This window comes from Pantoea allii, from assembly GCF_046529425.1.
In the GTDB taxonomy this organism is placed as follows: Bacteria; Pseudomonadota; Gammaproteobacteria; order Enterobacterales; family Enterobacteriaceae; genus Pantoea; species Pantoea allii.
The window spans coordinates 1,237,333-1,253,294 of record NZ_CP125958.1; the positions used below are offsets into that span (position 1 = coordinate 1,237,333).

19 protein-coding genes and 1 other RNA gene are annotated in these 15,962 nt (G+C 52.1%); 13 read left to right on the forward strand and 7 right to left on the reverse strand.

What is annotated here, in order from left to right; genetic code table 11:
* Window position 1: 1 nt before the first annotated feature.
* The 9 genes from QNH99_RS06135 to QNH99_RS06175 all read left to right on the forward strand — a co-directional run bounded on the left by QNH99_RS06135 (window position 2) and on the right by QNH99_RS06175 (window position 7,054).
* Window positions 2–1,024 (forward strand): hypothetical protein, encoded by a 1,023-nt coding sequence (locus QNH99_RS06135; protein ID WP_410517438.1) that lies wholly within the window; start codon window positions 2–4, stop codon window positions 1,022–1,024.
* A 29-nt stretch (window positions 1,025–1,053) separates the two neighbouring features.
* Entirely contained in the window at window positions 1,054–1,365 is a 312-nt protein-coding gene (locus QNH99_RS06140; protein WP_410517658.1) for a hypothetical protein, read from the forward strand.
* 286 nt (window positions 1,366–1,651) lie between these two features.
* A complete protein-coding gene (locus QNH99_RS06145; protein ID WP_410517439.1) occupies window positions 1,652–2,284 on the forward strand; it encodes a hypothetical protein in 633 nt (210 codons plus the stop codon).
* A gap of 58 nt (window positions 2,285–2,342) precedes the next feature.
* Window positions 2,343–3,095, forward strand: coding sequence for a Gp138 family membrane-puncturing spike protein (locus tag QNH99_RS06150; RefSeq protein ID WP_410517440.1), 753 nt, complete (start codon window positions 2,343–2,345; stop codon window positions 3,093–3,095).
* Window positions 3,095–3,448 carry a hypothetical protein gene (locus tag QNH99_RS06155; RefSeq protein ID WP_410517441.1) on the forward strand — a complete coding sequence of 118 codons (354 nt, stop codon included), beginning with the start codon at window positions 3,095–3,097 and terminating at the stop codon, window positions 3,446–3,448. The genes QNH99_RS06150 and QNH99_RS06155 overlap by 1 nt, the downstream gene beginning before the upstream one ends.
* Entirely contained in the window at window positions 3,448–4,647 is a 1,200-nt protein-coding gene (locus QNH99_RS06160) for a baseplate J/gp47 family protein (RefSeq protein WP_410517442.1), read from the forward strand. The genes QNH99_RS06155 and QNH99_RS06160 overlap by 1 nt, the downstream gene beginning before the upstream one ends.
* Entirely contained in the window at window positions 4,644–5,324 is a 681-nt protein-coding gene (locus tag QNH99_RS06165) for a DUF2612 domain-containing protein (protein ID WP_410517443.1), read from the forward strand. The genes QNH99_RS06160 and QNH99_RS06165 overlap by 4 nt, the downstream gene beginning before the upstream one ends.
* The gene (locus tag QNH99_RS06170) at window positions 5,324–6,526 is read left to right on the forward strand and encodes a hypothetical protein (protein WP_410517444.1); all 1,203 of its coding nucleotides are present in this window, start codon (window positions 5,324–5,326) and stop codon (window positions 6,524–6,526) included. The genes QNH99_RS06165 and QNH99_RS06170 overlap by 1 nt, the downstream gene beginning before the upstream one ends.
* 9 nt (window positions 6,527–6,535) lie before the next feature.
* On the forward strand, window positions 6,536–7,054 hold the full coding sequence (locus QNH99_RS06175) for a tail fiber assembly protein (RefSeq protein ID WP_410517445.1): 519 nt from the start codon (window positions 6,536–6,538) through the stop codon (window positions 7,052–7,054).
* Window positions 7,055–7,249: 195 nt separating this feature from the next.
* Here the strand turns inward: QNH99_RS06175 and ssrA are convergent.
* Window positions 7,250–7,612: a transfer-messenger RNA gene (gene ssrA, locus QNH99_RS06180) on the reverse strand.
* 43 nt (window positions 7,613–7,655) lie between these two features.
* Window positions 7,656–8,138, reverse strand: coding sequence for an SsrA-binding protein SmpB (gene smpB, locus QNH99_RS06185; RefSeq protein WP_063880613.1), 483 nt, complete (start codon window positions 8,136–8,138; stop codon window positions 7,656–7,658).
* A 158-nt stretch (window positions 8,139–8,296) separates the two neighbouring features.
* On the opposite strand from smpB, the gene QNH99_RS06190 reads away from it, so the two are divergent.
* On the forward strand, window positions 8,297–8,731 hold the full coding sequence (locus QNH99_RS06190; RefSeq protein ID WP_063880612.1) for a type II toxin-antitoxin system RatA family toxin: 435 nt from the start codon (window positions 8,297–8,299) through the stop codon (window positions 8,729–8,731).
* Window positions 8,724–9,017, forward strand: coding sequence for an RnfH family protein (locus QNH99_RS06195; RefSeq protein WP_063880611.1), 294 nt, complete (start codon window positions 8,724–8,726; stop codon window positions 9,015–9,017). The genes QNH99_RS06190 and QNH99_RS06195 overlap by 8 nt, the downstream gene beginning before the upstream one ends.
* Window positions 9,018–9,119: 102 nt before the next feature.
* Here QNH99_RS06195 and bamE read toward each other — a convergent pair whose 3' ends face one another.
* The 3 genes from bamE to nadK form a co-directional block, all read right to left on the reverse strand.
* Entirely contained in the window at window positions 9,120–9,467 is a 348-nt protein-coding gene (bamE, locus tag QNH99_RS06200) for an outer membrane protein assembly factor BamE (RefSeq protein WP_063880610.1), read from the reverse strand.
* 186 nt (window positions 9,468–9,653) lie between these two features.
* Complete coding sequence (gene recN / locus QNH99_RS06205; protein WP_063880609.1) at window positions 9,654–11,315, reverse strand: DNA repair protein RecN; 1,662 nt, start codon at window positions 11,313–11,315, stop codon at window positions 9,654–9,656.
* A gap of 84 nt (window positions 11,316–11,399) precedes the next feature.
* The gene (gene nadK / locus QNH99_RS06210) at window positions 11,400–12,278 is read right to left on the reverse strand and encodes an NAD(+) kinase (RefSeq protein WP_063880608.1); all 879 of its coding nucleotides are present in this window, start codon (window positions 12,276–12,278) and stop codon (window positions 11,400–11,402) included.
* 122 nt (window positions 12,279–12,400) lie between these two features.
* On the opposite strand from nadK, the gene grpE reads away from it, so the two are divergent.
* A complete protein-coding gene (grpE, locus tag QNH99_RS06215; RefSeq protein WP_063880607.1) occupies window positions 12,401–12,982 on the forward strand; it encodes a nucleotide exchange factor GrpE in 582 nt (193 codons plus the stop codon).
* A gap of 57 nt (window positions 12,983–13,039) precedes the next feature.
* On the opposite strand, the gene ung is transcribed toward grpE, so the two are convergent.
* On the reverse strand, window positions 13,040–13,720 hold the full coding sequence (gene ung / locus QNH99_RS06220; RefSeq protein ID WP_241567947.1) for a uracil-DNA glycosylase: 681 nt from the start codon (window positions 13,718–13,720) through the stop codon (window positions 13,040–13,042).
* A 258-nt stretch (window positions 13,721–13,978) separates the two neighbouring features.
* On the opposite strand from ung, the gene grcA reads away from it, so the two are divergent.
* A complete protein-coding gene (gene grcA / locus QNH99_RS06225; RefSeq protein ID WP_063880605.1) occupies window positions 13,979–14,362 on the forward strand; it encodes an autonomous glycyl radical cofactor GrcA in 384 nt (127 codons plus the stop codon).
* A gap of 208 nt (window positions 14,363–14,570) precedes the next feature.
* Here the strand turns inward: grcA and srmB are convergent, their stop codons facing one another.
* Window positions 14,571–15,899: an ATP-dependent RNA helicase SrmB gene (gene srmB / locus QNH99_RS06230; protein ID WP_410517446.1), complete on the reverse strand. Its 1,329-nt coding sequence runs from the start codon at window positions 15,897–15,899 to the stop codon at window positions 14,571–14,573.
* Window positions 15,900–15,962: the final 63 nt, after the last annotated feature.

Genomic DNA, 15,962 nt, shown 5'->3' on the forward strand with positions numbered 1-15,962 from the left:
AATGTCACAGAACTGGATGCGCCATTTTGAATTACAGCTGCTGAATGACAAGGGCGACGGGATAGCGCTTACCGATCTGAAAGTCACCTTTAATATTCAGAAGATGCCCGCGACGATTTTTAACGGGTTCGTGGGCAACTTTAAAATTTACAACCTGTCACCGGCCACGCAGAATCGCATCATGTCGCAGGAATTCACCCGCATTCAGGTGATTGCCGGTTATAACGGTAATCCTGATGAAGCGGGTAATTATCCCGACCGCAATACCGGCATGATTTTTAACGGCGACATCCGTTTCACCGTGGCCGGTAAAGACAACGTTACCGATTCCTGGCTGCTGCTGCAGTGTATTGACGGCTGGCAGGGGCATTTATATGCGTCAGTCCGAACCACCGTGGCAGCCGGCTGGAAATATTCAGACCTGTTCGAAGCGGGGATGAAGACGTATCAGCCGTATGGCATCACGGCCGGATCGGTACCCGATTTCCCTGATACGGTTTTCCCCCGCGGTCGCGTGCTGGTGGGCAACACATCTGATGTGATGTACGGCATCGCCAGGAAGTGCCAGGCCAACTGGTGGTATGAAAATAATCAGGTGAACATTGTTCCTGAGTCGAAATACATCGATGAGGTGGTGGTACTTAACTCCAGTACCGGCCTGATCGGGATGCCGCAGCAGACAATGGGGGCAGGGGTAAACGTCCGGTGCCTGATTAATCCGGCCATCAAGCTGGGCGGACTGGTTCGCCTCGATCAGGCATCCGTCTATCGCGTGGCTCTCAGCAATGAGCAAATCGGGATGTCGCCCGCCCGGCTGGGTGAACGCGCCAGCGACGGCAATCTGTATGTCGATGGCATTCCGGTTTCGCAACCGGCCGCAATAAATACTGATGGTGATTACACCGTAGGCAGTATTGATTATACTGGCGATACACGCGGGCAGAACTGGTACATGGATTTACTCTGTCTTGCCAAAGGAGCCAAAGAGCTACAAAGCCTTTCCACAATCAATAAGGTCGGATAGTGAAACTCTTAAAAGTTGCAGCATTGCTAATGTGCTTGTCGCCTGTTTCCGCTTTTGCAGCATCACAATGCGGCCCCTTTTTCCTTAAAGGTGAAAATGATGGCCTGATGCACATCAATGGCCAGGCACCTGAAACGCAAAAGATGACTTTTCTTAAGCAGAAGGACGATTTCGATAACGTCATGATGCAGTGGATGTTACCGGACGCGAGCGTGGGCCGCTGGCTGGGCCTTGACTACGTAAAGCGCAACGGAAAAGCGATTCTCAACGTCGAGGTGATCCGCAAGAACATGGACGAGCCGCGGCAGTTTTGGACCTATGACTGTAAGCGTGTTAAGTAACTGTACTGTTTCCGTATATGGAAACGTCTGATTTATCACCATCCGAAGATGTTTACATATATCTTCAAAAGAAGCCTAAAGCCTTCCAGTTACTGAACCGATAACTACTACAGATAGTAGTAAACTACAGTGCAACGGTTACAAACTATCCTTAAGAACAAGTTGCAGCATGTACCTAGAGGTAATACACTTCCATTACCAAATAGGTAACTCATGATTGATCAGCCGAAACCTTCTCGTTTCGGCCTTTTTGTCAGAAGTACTCCTGCAACGCACGGAGGACATTATGCAAACATTTATAGTGAACAGAAAAATGCCATTACTAATCCCGTCAGCTGGCTTCGATGCCAAACTGAATATGAGTGAGAAAAATATCGATCATACTGAAGCGTTTATGGCTTCAGGTGTGAAGGATTTTTCTTTGCCTGGATTCGTAACGCCACATGGCTACAGGTTACTGGCTTCAATGAAAGGCGATCAGTATCGCTTAGTAACTGATAGTGAGATACCTGAAACTGTTTACGCAGTTAAACTGGCTCTGTTAGAGCATATCGTTCCAACACGTAAAACATGTACTCAGATACTTGTTTGGCGGACTGTGCAACCTCAGCATGAATCTGCTGTTAGAGGTTTACCACAGGAATTTTTCCGTCACCTGCTATCTCATTACTCTATCGTGGTATCGGATGCTGAACAGACATTAGAAGGCCGCCGATTCTGGGAAAGAATGATTGCTTGGGCAATCCAGTCTGACGGTTATCACGTTTACGTTTCTGATGGAACCCAGGAAGATCGCCCATTAACATTTATGACAAACTGGGATGATTTTTACGGGACATGGGCAGATTTCTGTTGGGGTAATGACAGAGATTGCCATCTTCACAGGCTATTCGTGATCAGCACAGAGCAGTTACATTAAGATGTTTGAAAACAAAAAACCCGCTACGGCGGGTTTTTTTATGCCCGGAGAAAAGCAAATGCCCGTTTCGTTAAATTCTCAGGTAGGCAGCAGTGAGCACATGAGCTCGCAGCTGTACAGCACCATTTTTTCCATGTTACGCGTGTCTTTGCCCGGAATTGTCCAGTCTTTCGATCCGGCGACATGCACCTGCACGATACAGCCCGCTATTGCAGGTCAGGGAGTAGATGAAAAAGGGCAGGTTCAGTCAGCGCCGCTACCGCTGCTTACTGATGTGCCGGTAATCTTTCCCCGCGGTGGTGGCTGCACCATTACTTTCCCTGTAAAAGCCGGCGATGAATGCCTGGTGTTGTTTTCTGACCGCTGTATCGATTTCTGGTGGCAGAACGGAGGCGTTCAGGAGCCTGTCGATCCGCGCCAGCATGATTTATCCGATGCGTTTGCTTTCGTTGGCCCACAGTCACAGGCGCAGAAAATATCCGGCATCAGCACCACAACCCTACAGATGCGCACTGATGATGGTTCTGCTTATATCGAACTTGACCCAAAAAGCAAGGGCGTCAATGTCGTGGCTCCGGGCGGCTTCAACGTTACAACGCCGCTGGCCACATTCAGCCAGGCAGTAACGATTTCAGGTTTGTTAACGTGGGCAGGCGGCATGGTGGGCAGCATAGCAGCAGGCACAGCCGCAAAAATTACGGGCGCGATTCAGTTCATTGGCTCGCTTACATCTAACGGCAAAGACATCAGCGATCAGCACACTCATAGTGGTGTTCAAAAAGGCAATGATAAAACAGGCGGGGTTAACTGATGCAATACCGGCGCGAAGATGATGATGGCGATTACACGTTTGGCCGTGGCGATGACACCTGGCTGATTAACTCACCCGACGCTGTGGCGCAGGCTGTGAAAACGCGCTTTCTGCTCTGGTACGGTCAGTGGTTTCTTGATACCACGGCGGGAACGCCATGGATACAGTCGGTACTGGGTAAGCAGAAGCCGGAAACGTACAGCCTCGCCATACGCCAGCGCATCCTTGAGACACAGGGCGTGAAATCCCTCATCTCTTTCGATACCAACCTGAACACCACCAGTCGCCGGGTAATCTTCACCGCGACGATTGACACCATTTACGGGACGACCACCGTTACAAGCGAGGCTTAATGGCTCTCAACCTAGACACGCTGGGGCTATCGGCAACGGTAACCGCCCAGGGCATCAGTGCGCCTGCTTATCAGACCATCCTCACCACAATTACCGGCTACTTTCAGCAGATTTACGGTACCGATGCCTATCTGGATCCTGACAGTAAAGACGGTCAGATGGTGGCGCTGGTGGCGCTGGCCATTCACGATGCCAACAATACCGCTATTGCGGTTTACAACTCGTTTTCGCCGTCAACAGGTATGACCGACGCGCTTTCACGCAACGTTAAAATTAACGGTATCAGCCGCCGGGCGGCCACGAACTCAACCGCTGACCTGACGCTGGCCGGTACGGCAGGTACCACGATTACCAACGGTTCGGTGAAGGACGCCAACGGCATTATCTGGAACCTGCCTGCAAGCGTGACCATCGGCCCGGGCGGTACCGTGATTGCCACTTCCACATGTGCGGTATCGGGTGCTGTCGCTGCTGTGGCGGGCTCGGTCAGTAAAATTAACACGCCCACGCGCGGCTGGCTGAGCGTGACCAATGCGTCAGCGGCAACGGTAGGCAGTGCAGCAGAAAAGGACTCAGAACTTCGCATCCGTCAGCGGCAGAGCGTTGCGCTTCCGTCCCTGACGCCTTTTGCGGCGCTGGACGGGGCGATCGCAAACGTCACTGGCGTGACACGTCACAAACTGTATGAAAACGACACCGGTAGCCAGGACGCAAACGGACTGCCTGCGCACTCCGTTGCGGCAATTGTGGACGGTGGAGACGTTAACGCCATTGCTCAGGTGATTCAGAGCAAAAAGGGGCAGGGCGTCGCCACGTTTGGCAGCACCTCTGTAATTGTGCCTGACGCGTGGCAAAACCCCCACACCATCAGTTTTTCAAGATCATCACCGGTACCCGTTTTTGTAGCCATCACGCTTAAGGTGTTTCAGGGCTACACGACGCAGGTCGGCAATGACATCAAAAAAGCGATTGCGGATTACGTTAATTCGCTGGATATCGGCGATGACCTTCTGCTGAGCCGCGTTTATTCACCGGCAAATCTGGGCGTGGTCAGCGGTGGGGAAAGCCGGTATTACGACATCAACAGCCTGCAGATCGGGCGTTCGGCTGCTACGGTCGCACCGGCCAATATCGTGACGGCGTTTAACGAGGCCGTGACCTGCTCAGTGGATAACATCACTGTCACGGTGGCGTCATGAGCAAATACACCGACCTGATAACCAATTATCACCGCACAAAGCCACTTTTCACACAGCATGTCGATTTGTCCACACGCCCCCTCACGGATACCGGCAGTGCCATAGACGGGCTATTAACGGCCTTTGATATCGATCAGGCCGTGGGCGTTCAGCTGGACATCCTCGGTGAATGGATTGGCCGGAGCCGCACGGTGGCCGTGCCTATATCAGGGGTTTATTTTTCCTTTGATACGGATGGTCTGGGCTGGGATCAGGGTGTCTGGCAGGGGCCGTATGATCCCGACAGCGGTTATACCCGCCTCAGCGATGAAACCTACCGGATTATCCTCAAAGCCAAGATAGCTATTAACAACTGGGACGGCACCAACGGTTCGTTAAAAGCGATTCTGGATAACGCGCTGGCCGGCTCAGGGCTGCAAATGCAGATCGTTGACGGTCAGGATATGACGGTCGGCCTGTGGGTGTTTCCTGAAAAGGATATCAGCCTGGTGTCGAGAGAGCTCATTGCGGCTATTCGTCAGGGCTATCTGACAGTAAAGGCGGCGGGCGTTTACGCGGGCAGCATTCAAATCCCCTCGGTCATTACCCCGTCTGAGGGAAGTACGTTTTTTGGGTTCGATATGGACAACCAGTTTATATCGGGCTTCGACAGTGGTTCATGGGAGAAACAACTCTGATGGCAGCAAATAATTTTAAACCATTTGCGGTGGGCAACGGTGCGAACGTGACCAGCCAGACTGATTACGAGGCGCTGGTGGCGCTGGCCAGCGGCTTTCAGTCCGGTAAGGCCAGTTCCGCGCAGATCAACAAGGTATTAAGGCAGGCAAGCTTTATCGCGGCAGCGCTGGCGCAGTATGTTGCGAATAAATCAGGACAGGATGTGCTGGATGACGGTGATGTGAATGGTTTTATCTCAAAGCTGGTCACAGGTCTGAGTAAGGATTTTATGGGTACAGGCGCTTTTGGGCTGGGGATCCGTAATGAAAAACTGCCCGGCACTATGGCGGCGGTTGATGTGTCGCGTTTCGATTACTTTGCTCCGAAAGACAATATCGGCCCGATCCCTGGTCAGTGGGTGGGTGGGATTACTCATGCAATGGGTGACCAGATAGGCTGGCAGGTTGCAGGTCTGGGACAGGGGGCTGCTGGCGGTTCGCCCCGTGCATTTCTGCGCATGATGCTTTCAAACGGCAACTTTTCGAACTGGGGAGAGATTTATCATACCCTGAATAAACCTTCAGCCAGTGATGTGGGCGCACTGCCGGTAAACGGTAAAGCTGCCAGCGCAGGCACCGCAGACAGTGCGACAAAACTGTCCACCCCCAGAAATATTGCGGGCGTGCCGTTCGACGGAACCGGAGATATTAATTTAGGGCCGGGCAATGTGGGGGCGGTATCTGCCGGTGGCGGTAATTACAATCAGTTTTTCCGCTTTAATCAGGTTGAGACGCTTCCTAAAGAATCGAACCCGGTGCAGATAGTATCTGCAGCCGCAGGGCAGTCTGCTGATACCTTTGTCGCCTGGTCAAGTTATACCTGGTACAACGATTATGTCCGCACCGGCATAGTGAGGGCTGGCGACAATACCCTTAAAAGTTTTGCCGTGGAAATCAACGGTATTCGCTATCTGGAAATAGGCCGTGACGGCACATTCCTGAACGGAAATATGGCGTCAGACCTCCGTCTGGGCCAGCAGGAATCCATGAATGTGAGTATTCCCGCGACCGGACAATCTACCGACAGTGTTGTACCAAGTGGCTGCTATGTTACCGGCCTGACTTCAACGTCAACGGGTAACTATGTGGGCATCACGAAAATATTCTACCGCAGGCTACAGCGAAAAGTTGGCGGTAACTGGATTGATGCAACCTGGCTTTAAGGAGTGAGAATGACAATCTACAAGAATTTTAAAAAGTATCCGCTGGAAGTGCCGACCTTTATTGATTATGCATTCAGGACGGACGACGGGCAGGACTGGTACGGAACTGTGCTGAAAGAACTGGATAACGGCCTGCTAAAGATTGCTTTTGAGTCGGACAACATCATCCGGACGTGCGGTTACGATGCCACCGGCCTGTATCCTGAAAACCGCTCTGTCACGTCCATTGAAGAAAAGGATATTCCGAAGGGGTTTGCCGCAAACGGCGAATGGATGTTTGACGGGGAAAAAATTTTGCCGCGCGTCATTCCGCATGAGGAATCAGTCGCAAAAGCCACAGGGCTGAAAGCCTATTATCTCGGCGTGGCAACAGACGCGATCAACCCGCTGCAGGATGCAGTCGATTTAGGGATAGCTACAGATGAGGAAAAGCGACTGCTCCCGCTCTGGAAAAAATATCGCATTGATGTGAACAGGGTTGATTTGAGCAAAGCGCCAGAAATTACCTGGCCTGCAAACCCGTCCTGAGCGACTAAATAATTTGTTGCAATCAGACACAAACAGAAAAGCCTCTGACGTTAATCAGAGGCTTTTTGTTTGGATCCAAACTGCGCGTGCATTTCACGTGCACTTAATTTTCTTATCAGTGTCCACTTACTGTCTGGTCAGTGTCCGTAAATGGTTGTTCTGACTACCATTGTCCGGGTGTGGTCCTGTTAAAAATGGTGGAGCTGGCGGGAGTTGAACCCGCGTCCGAAATTACTACACCGTCGGCACTACATGCTTAGTACAGTCTTTACATTCGCCGGTCAGCTGCGGACAGACACGCCACTGACAGACTAGCCTGATTCAGTTTAACGCTTCAACCCCAGGCAAGGCATCCGCGCGATCTCTTTTGGGTTTGACCTCTCTTGATCCCCGTCCTAAGAGCGGAGGCTAGGGAGAGAGGGCTCTAAGCAGGTTATTAAGCTGCTAGTGCGTAGTTTTCGTCGTTTGCGACTATTTTTTTGCGGCTTTTTACGAGGCCAACCGCCCCTCGGCATGCTCCTAAGGCTTCACAATCCCGTCGAATCCAGAATCAGCCCCAGAACTTCAAATACTAGCAAAAAAGCGTATCGAATTCCAGTGTTTAACGATTGGCATTCTTCATAATGCGTGCTTTATCCATTTGCCATTCGCGATCTTTGATGTCGTTGCGCTTGTCGTGCTCTTTCTTACCGCGTGCAACGCCAATCTTTAACTTACACCAGGCGTTTTTCCAGTAGAGCGACAGCGCAACGACGGTATAGCCTTCGCGGTTGACACGACCGTAGAGTGAGTCCAGCTCACGCTGCTTTAACAGCAGTTTACGGCTGCGGGTGGGATCGCAGACCACGTGCGATGAGGCCACCGCCAGCGGCTGAAAAGTGGAACCGAACAGATAAGCTTCACCGTCGCGCAGCAAAATATAGCTGTCGCTGATGTTAGCTTTACCTGCACGGAGTGATTTAACTTCCCATCCCTGTAGCGACAGACCAGCTTCGAATTCTTCTTCAATGAAGTATTCATGGCGAGCGCGCTTGTTCATGGCAATGGTGGCAGAACCGGATTTGTGTGTTTTTTTCTTTGTCATAATGCCGCGTATTTTACATCACTTGGTCGGTTATCGCATCCCCAGTCCAGCGGGGCAGCAGGAAACAGGCTATTCTAGCACACCATGACAATGAGGAATTTTTGTTTAATCGCTGAAAATGCTATTATTTAGCGGTTTTGTGACGAACAGGAACCATTATGGCTCAGATTAGTCGTTCGGCGCTGGTCCCCTTTAGCGCCGGACAAATGTACCAACTTGTAAATGATGTGGATGCTTACCCGCAATTCCTGCCGGGCTGCACCGGAAGCCGCGTACTGGATGCCTCAGAAAACCAAATGACGGCTTCAGTCGACGTGTCGAAAGCGGGCATCAGTAAAACATTTACCACCCGAAATACGCTGACTGACAACCAGAGCATTCATATGCAACTGGTCGATGGGCCGTTCCGTAAACTCACCGGTGGCTGGCGCTTTATCGATCTTGGGGAGGATGCCTGCAAGGTTGAGCTAAGCCTGGAGTTTGAATTCACCAACATGCTGGTTGAGATGGCATTTGGTCGAATCTTTAAAGAACTGGCTAATAGCATGGTGCAGGCATTCACCCAGCGCGCCAAAGAGGTTTACAGTGCCTGATATCTCTGTCGAGGTGGTGTACGCCCTGCCCGAAAAACAGTATCAGCACTATGTAAAACTGGAAGAGGGCAGCACGGTTGAGCAGGCTATCCGCAAATCAGGCTTACTGGAACTGCGGCCTGAAATCGATTTGGCCAGCAACAAGGTGGGGATTTACAGCCATCCGGTAAAACTGAGCGACAGCGTGCAGGAAGGCGATCGGGTAGAGATCTATCGTCCGCTTATCGCCGATCCTAAAGAGCTTCGTCGTCAACGTGCGGAGCGCGCAGCGAGCAGTAAAAAATAACCAGTTGGTTCAAACTTCGGTCATTAAAAAAGGCGCTTATCAGCGCCTTTTTACATTCTGTGATGCCCGGTCGTTTGTCGGTAACGACCTTTGCCTCTTCGATTAGTTATCCTGCGAAGACAGCGCTGGCTTGTTGTCGATGTTGGTCAGTACGCCGCTGCGGTCAAAGGTCAGCGTCAGCGTTTGCTGTTTCACTTTCTCGTGACCTGGCTCCTGACGGAACACGTAGTACCAGACATTGCTGCCAAAGGGATCTTTCATCATTGGCGTACCCAGCGTATAGGCCACCTGTTGCTGTGTCATACCGTTATGAAGCTTGGCTACATCATTGGCAACCAGATAGTTACCCTGATTGATATCGGGGCGATAAACAACGCGCTCTAAAGTGGAACATCCGGCGGTCATCATTAACATTACTACTGCCGCGGCAGTCAGCGTTTTACAGCGCATCTATACATTCCTTTTCCGGGGCGAAACGCCTTTTACAGGCTGTTCTTCTGCCATCAAATTCTGAACTCTGCCTGCGGCAGGCTTTATTATTCAGGCGACATTAGCTGTCGATGATAATAAACCTTTTCGCTATTGGAAACCTCTACAGAGCATGCATATGACCACGCTGTGGTAAAAAAGTGCATATCAGGCCGCTAAAAGTTCTTTCGCGTTAGCCAGTGTGTTGCGGGTGACCTCGCTGCCGCCCAGTAAGCGTGCCAGTTCCTGCAGGCGTGCGCGCTTATCCAGCGGCTGCATGTGCGTTTCCGTCATTTCGCCATCGGTTTCCTTGCTGACATAGAAATGCTGATGCCCACAACCCGCCACCTGCGGCAGATGGGTTACGCACATGACCTGGGTGGATTCCCCAAGCTGGCGCAACATTTTACCCACTACCGCAGCCGTCGGACCGCTAATCCCCACGTCAACTTCGTCGAAAATCATCGCCGGCGTTTCCATTTTCTTAGCGGTGATAACCTGAATCGCCAGCGCGATACGCGACAGTTCACCCCCAGAGGCGACTTTACCCAGCGGCTGTAATGGCTGTCCGGGGTTGGTGGTCACCTGAAAATCAATGCGGCTGGCACCGTCAGCGGTCAGTTGCTCAGGGTTGAAGATCAGCTCAATGGCAAAGCGACCGTGCGGCATAGAGAGCAAATGCATGCTTTGGGTAATCAACTGCTGTAACTCGGTTGCATAACGGCTGCGCTGAGCGTGCAGTTGCTCTGCACACTGGAGGGCTGCGTTGTAGTGCTCGGTTACCAACGTCTGCAGGCTTTCCTGATCGCTTTCCTGCTGTGACAGCAGTTCCGCCTCATCCAGCAGTTGCTGGTGCACAGCGGGCAGGCCTTCTGGCGCCACATGATGCTTGCGGGCCAGGGCGATTTGTCGGGAGATACGCTGTTCCAGCTCATAGAGGCGGTTCGGGTCCAGATCCAGACTGTCGCAGTAGTGGCGCAGTTCGTCACTGGCTTCGCTCAACTGAATCGCCGCTTCTTCCAGCAGGTTATAAACGCCGCTCACTTTGTCATCCAGCGCGCTGAGTTCAGACAGCATCTGACGCGCGCTGTACAGCATGCTGTTCAGGTTGGTGTCATCGCTGTCGGCTAACAGCTGAAGCGCCTGCTGGCTGGTCGACAACAGCTGGCCGCTGTTGGCCAGACGTTTGTACTCTTCGTCAATCTGCTCAAACTCGCCTGCCACCGGGGCAAACTCGTTCAGCTCTTTAAGCTGATACTGTAACAACTCACGGCGGGATTCACGCTCCTGCGCCTGCTGCTGATGCTGCGCCAGCGTACGGCAGCTCTGGTGCCACGTCTGGTAGGACGCACGCATTGCAACAAGCAAGTCGTCATGACCGGCGTAGGCATCCAGCAGATGCTTCTGATGATCGGACTTGAGCAGCAACTGATGGGCATGCTGTCCGTGAATCTGAATCAGTAACTGGCCCAGGTCGCGTAACTGAGAGAGGGGAACGGCTGTGCCATTGATAAAGCCGCGTGAGCGACCATCGGCGCTGATAACACGGCGCAGCAGACACTCGCTACCGTCGTCCAGATGATTGTCAGTCAGCCAGCGCTGTGCCGACGGCGAGGCTTTGATTTGAAAGCGCGCACACAAGTCCGCGCGACTGGCGCCCTGACGCACCATATCTGCATCGGCACGGCCGCCGAGGCACAACCCAAGCGCATCGATAGCAATAGATTTACCTGCACCGGTTTCACCGGTGATGGCGGTCATACCGCGTTGAAAATCAATGTCGAGCTCACGAACGATAGCGAAATTGCTGATGGTCAGTTGTGCCAGCATAGCGTCACCTGTATGAATAAACACATATGGTTTTTCATACAGTATAAACTGGTTTTTTATACAGTAAAGAGGGCGCGGTCATTTTCAGAACAATTTTTTTGACCAGCCCAGTTTCGAACTCAGCGTATTGAAATAACTGTAATTTTTAGGATGGATAAGATTGAGATGGTTTTCGCTGCGGCGAATCAGCACATCTTCCCCTTCCTGGATAGGCAGCGCAATCTGGCTGTCACAGCTGATCTCAAGGTCGTTACGACGTGCCGAGAAACGGAGCCGAATCGTACTGCTGCTGTTGATCACCAGCGGGCGCGCGGACAAGGTGTGCGGGAACATGGGCACAATGGTAATGGCGTCCAGAGAGGGCGTTAAAATCGGGCCGCCGGCGGAAAGCGAATAGGCGGTCGAGCCGGTGGGCGTAGAAATAATCAGGCCGTCTGAACGCTGCGAGAAGGCAAAAACTTCGTCGATATAAACTTCAAACTCAATCATGTGGGCGACTTTGCCCGGATGCAGCACTACTTCATTGATAGCGCTGCCGATACGCGGCGAGCAATCCGACTTGCACACCTGTGCTTCCAGCAGAAAGCGGCTTTCAACAAAATAGTTGCCGTTCAGCACTTCATCGAGCTGGTGATGCGCGTTATCGGGGTCAAGATCGGTTAAAAAACCCAAATTGCCGCGGTTAATGCCAATCACTTTAATGTCATAACGCGCCAGCACTCTGGCCGCGCCTAACATATTACCGTCACCTCCCACCACAACGGCCAGATCGGCTTTTTGACCGATTTCAGCCAGCGTACCGGTCTGGACATCGCCAAGCGACAGTTCCTGCGCAATCTGCTGTTCAACAATAACGGGATAGCCTTTGGCGGTCAGCCAGCGACACAGCATTTCATGCGTCGTCAGTGCGGTAGGATGGCGTGGATGGCCCACAATACCAATACAGTTAAAGTGTTTGTTCATCGAGTGGGTGTTCCTCATAAGCCAAATCGGCACGATGATGTGACGTGTTCCCTTGAAACCGTCAAACCAATCCCCATAATAAGCCAACCAGCGAAGTGAATGTGCAAAACGCGGAGAAATTCATGAGTAGTAAAGAACAGAACACCCCAAACGAGCAAGTCTCAGACGAAATTCAACAGGATCAACATCAACCTCAGGACGCGGAGACAGCAGTAGAGGTGGATCCGCGTGATGAGCGCATCGCTCAGCTTGAAGCTGAGTTAGCCCAGTTGCAGACGGGCGTACGGGATGCTCAACTGCGTGCGCAGGCCGAAATTGAAAACGTTCGCCGCCGCACCGAAATGGATATTGAAAAAGCGCACAAGTTTGCGCTGGAGAAGTTTGCCAATGAGCTGCTTCCGGTGATTGATAGCCTGGAACGTGCGCTGGAACTGGCAAACAAAGAAGACGAGAAGTCTGCCTCTATGGTTGAAGGCATTGAGCTTACGCTGAAATCCCTGCTGGGCGCGGTGCGTAAATTCGGTGTTGAAGTGGTCGGTGAAACCGGTGTGCCGTTTAACCCGGAAGTGCACCAGGCGATGTCGATGATGGAATCTGAGGATTTCGAGCCGAACCACGTGATGATGGTGATGCAACCCGGTTATACGCTGAATGGCCGCCTGCTGCGTCCGGCCATGGTTGCCGTGGCGAAAGCGAAAGCCTGATTATTGCTTTATCCTGCAACGGCCGCGCACTGACGCGGCCGTTTGTATTTATGGCGTTTACTCAGGTAAGACCGGCGTCCAGTTAATCGGCGTTTTACCGGCATCGTGTAACAACGCATTGGTTTTGGAAAAATGCTGGCAGCCAAAGAAGCCACGATGTGCCGAAAGCGGGGAAGGGTGCGGTGCCTGCAGAACGTGATGGCGCTGGCGATCGATAATGCTGCCTTTCTTCTGCGCGTGTGAGCCCCAAAGTAGAAAGATCACGCCTTCACGCTGCTCATTGATAGCCTTGATCACCGTATCGGTAAAGGTTTCCCATCCCAGTCGGGCATGAGAATGCGCTTTACCGGCTTCAACGGTCAGTACGGTGTTCAGTAACATCACGCCCTGTTCCGCCCAACTTGCCAGATAACCATGATTGGGTTTCTCAAAGCCCGGAATATCCTGCTGCAACTCTTTGTACATGTTTTGCAATGACGGCGGCGTCTGCACGCCCGGCAGTACAGAGAAAGCCAGCCCGTGGGCCTGGTGCGGGCCGTGATAAGGGTCCTGTCCCAGAATCACCACGTTCACATCGCCTAATTCGGTTAAGCGAAACGCGTTAAACACATCTTTCTGCGGCGGATAAACCGTTACGCCTGCAGCCCGCTGGTTAGCGACATGCTTCAGGGTTTCGATAAAGTAGGGTTTTTCTTTCTCTTCAGCCAGCACGTCATGCCAGGTCAGCTTTTCAGCCATGATCAACTCCCTTGTATTTCGAACCTTAAGCTTAGCGGTTCACTCTGCAGACATGAAGCCCAAAATTTTTTTAAAAATTAAACGAAATTTTCTTAAGGCGCGTTTTTAAAATCAAAAGCTTACCAGCGTGAGGATAAAACGCCCGATTGTAATTGATGCAGGTCAAAGTCATGGTCGCTATCGGGTGATATACCAACAGTCTCAAATTGACTGATTCACGGTGTTGGCAACCGTCAGCACGTTGTTGGAGGGATTGAAATGATCACAGGTATTCAGATTACCCAATCGAGTAATCCGGCATTAATTAACTCGTTTTGGCTGCTGGACGAGGAAAAAGCGCAGGCGCGCTGTCTCTGTGCCGTCGCAGGCTATCAGGAGGATCAGATTGTGACGATTGGGGAACTCGGCGACGTCGCTTACCGTGAAGTGCCTGTCGAGGTGAAACCTCAGGTGCGCGTCGAGGGTGGACAGCATTTAAACGTCAACGTATTGCGCCGGGAAACGCTGGAAGATGCCGTGAAACATCCCGAGAAGTACCCACAGCTGACTATCCGCGTGTCGGGCTATGCCGTACGTTTTAACTCACTTACCGCTGAACAGCAGCGCGACGTGATTACCCGCACCTTTACAGAAAGTTTGTAACGGCTCTGGTGTCGAAATAAAACGCAATGCCTTATCCGGGAATTTATTTCTATTAACAAGGAGATAACTTTTCGGGCAGGCGCGTCACGCCTGACTGTGAGGCCGGAGTAACCTGTTGGGCGTTAAAATGGCACTAAAGCGGTATTTACTGGCCTGATAAAATAAAAATCGCCTCATAAAGAGGCGATTTTTTTGAGCGGGTGTTGAATTATTCCGCACTCTCGCTGTCCGGCGTGCTGCCGCTTGGCTTGCGGCGCTTACCGACATTTTTAAGATCGCGGTGGCGTTTTTTAACCCGTGGTTTCTCTTCGTCTTTCGCTTTTTTCTCTGCACGCTTCACAAGCACCTTTTTCGACGGTTTTCCCGTGGATTTCGGTGATGGCGCACGGGTCACAGGACGCAGCTCATCAATGACGCGCGCCTTAAGTGGCTCATCCACATAACGGCTGACTTTACCCAACAGCAGATAATCGTGCGCTTCGACCAGCGAAATCGCAATGCCTTTACGACCGGCACGACCGGTGCGTCCAATGCGGTGCAGATAGGTGTCCGCCGTACGTGGCATATCGAAGTTAATCACGTGACTCACGTCGTCAACGTCGATACCGCGCGCAGCGATGTCCGTTGCTACCAGAATATTTACGCGTCCCTCAATCAGGCGCTTAATCGCCTCATTGCGTTTCGCCTGCACCATCTCACCTTCAAGGTAACTGGTACGAATGCCGGCATCGTGAAGCCAGCCGACCAGTTCATGCAGACGTTCACGCTTACGCACAAACACAATGGTGCGGGTGACTTCTGGCTGTTTTAACAGGTGAACCAGCAGTTTGGTTTTGTGCTCCAGGTCATCGGCCCGGTAATACCACTGCTGAATCTTTTTACGCTCGCGACGGCTGGGATCGGCTTCCAGTTCGACCGGATCGTTGAGCAGGCGCTCGGCAAAATCTTTGATGTGTTCGCCTTCCAGCGTGGCTGAAAACAGCAACGTCTGTTTGCGCCAGCGCGTTTCACCCGCGATGGTTTCGATATCCTGGGCAAAGCCCATATCCAGCATGCGGTCAGCTTCATCCAGAATCAGGGTTTCAACGGCGCGGCAATCAAAGTTTTCTTCTTTAATGTACTGCAGCAGACGTCCGGTGGTCGCCACCACCACGTCCTGATTCTCGCTAAACACTTCGGCGTGGTTCATATAGGCTACGCCGCCCGTGATCGTCGCAATATCCAGATGCGTATGCTTAGCCAGTTCACGCGCCTGGTCGGCAACCTGCATCGCCAGTTCGCGGGTTGGCGTTAAAATTAAAATGCGTGGCGGACCAGACTTTTTGCGTGGAAAATCGAGCAGGTGCTGCAACGCCGGTAATAAATACGCAGCGGTTTTCCCGGTCCCGGTAGGTGCCGAACCCAGAACGTCGCGGCCCTCCAGCGCGGGGGGAATGGCAGCAGCCTGAATTGCTGTAGGGCGCGTATAGCCTTTCTCCTGCAGCGCTTCAAGCAGGCTTTCGTCGAGTTCAAGTTCGGAAAATGTGGTTACGGTCATGTTCTACCTCAGTTTGGGGCGCTGATTATAGACAGATCGGACGTAATCTTCATCTGTTTATCG

Bases quoted from the DNA above. Each gene is read 5' to 3' on its own strand.
- QNH99_RS06135 (WP_410517438.1), top strand. From the start codon at position 2: ATGTCACAGAACTGGATGCGCCATTTTGAATTACAGCTGCTGAATGAC.
- QNH99_RS06140 (WP_410517658.1), top strand. From the start codon at position 1,054: ATGTGCTTGTCGCCTGTTTCCGCTTTTGCAGCATCACAATGCGGCCCC.
- QNH99_RS06145 (WP_410517439.1), top strand. From the start codon at position 1,652: ATGCAAACATTTATAGTGAACAGAAAAATGCCATTACTAATCCCGTCA.
- QNH99_RS06150 (WP_410517440.1), top strand. From the start codon at position 2,343: ATGCCCGTTTCGTTAAATTCTCAGGTAGGCAGCAGTGAGCACATGAGC.
- QNH99_RS06155 (WP_410517441.1), top strand. From the start codon at position 3,095: ATGCAATACCGGCGCGAAGATGATGATGGCGATTACACGTTTGGCCGT.
- QNH99_RS06160 (WP_410517442.1), top strand. From the start codon at position 3,448: ATGGCTCTCAACCTAGACACGCTGGGGCTATCGGCAACGGTAACCGCC.
- QNH99_RS06165 (WP_410517443.1), top strand. From the start codon at position 4,644: ATGAGCAAATACACCGACCTGATAACCAATTATCACCGCACAAAGCCA.
- QNH99_RS06170 (WP_410517444.1), top strand. From the start codon at position 5,324: ATGGCAGCAAATAATTTTAAACCATTTGCGGTGGGCAACGGTGCGAAC.
- QNH99_RS06175 (WP_410517445.1), top strand. From the start codon at position 6,536: ATGACAATCTACAAGAATTTTAAAAAGTATCCGCTGGAAGTGCCGACC.
- smpB (WP_063880613.1), bottom strand. From the start codon at position 8,138: ATGACAAAGAAAAAAACACACAAATCCGGTTCTGCCACCATTGCCATG.
- QNH99_RS06190 (WP_063880612.1), top strand. From the start codon at position 8,297: ATGGCTCAGATTAGTCGTTCGGCGCTGGTCCCCTTTAGCGCCGGACAA.
- bamE (WP_063880610.1), bottom strand. From the start codon at position 9,467: ATGCGCTGTAAAACGCTGACTGCCGCGGCAGTAGTAATGTTAATGATG.
- recN (WP_063880609.1), bottom strand. From the start codon at position 11,315: ATGCTGGCACAACTGACCATCAGCAATTTCGCTATCGTTCGTGAGCTC.
- nadK (WP_063880608.1), bottom strand. From the start codon at position 12,278: ATGAACAAACACTTTAACTGTATTGGTATTGTGGGCCATCCACGCCAT.
- grpE (WP_063880607.1), top strand. From the start codon at position 12,401: ATGAGTAGTAAAGAACAGAACACCCCAAACGAGCAAGTCTCAGACGAA.
- ung (WP_241567947.1), bottom strand. From the start codon at position 13,720: ATGGCTGAAAAGCTGACCTGGCATGACGTGCTGGCTGAAGAGAAAGAA.
- grcA (WP_063880605.1), top strand. From the start codon at position 13,979: ATGATCACAGGTATTCAGATTACCCAATCGAGTAATCCGGCATTAATT.
- srmB (WP_410517446.1), bottom strand. From the start codon at position 15,899: ATGACCGTAACCACATTTTCCGAACTTGAACTCGACGAAAGCCTGCTT.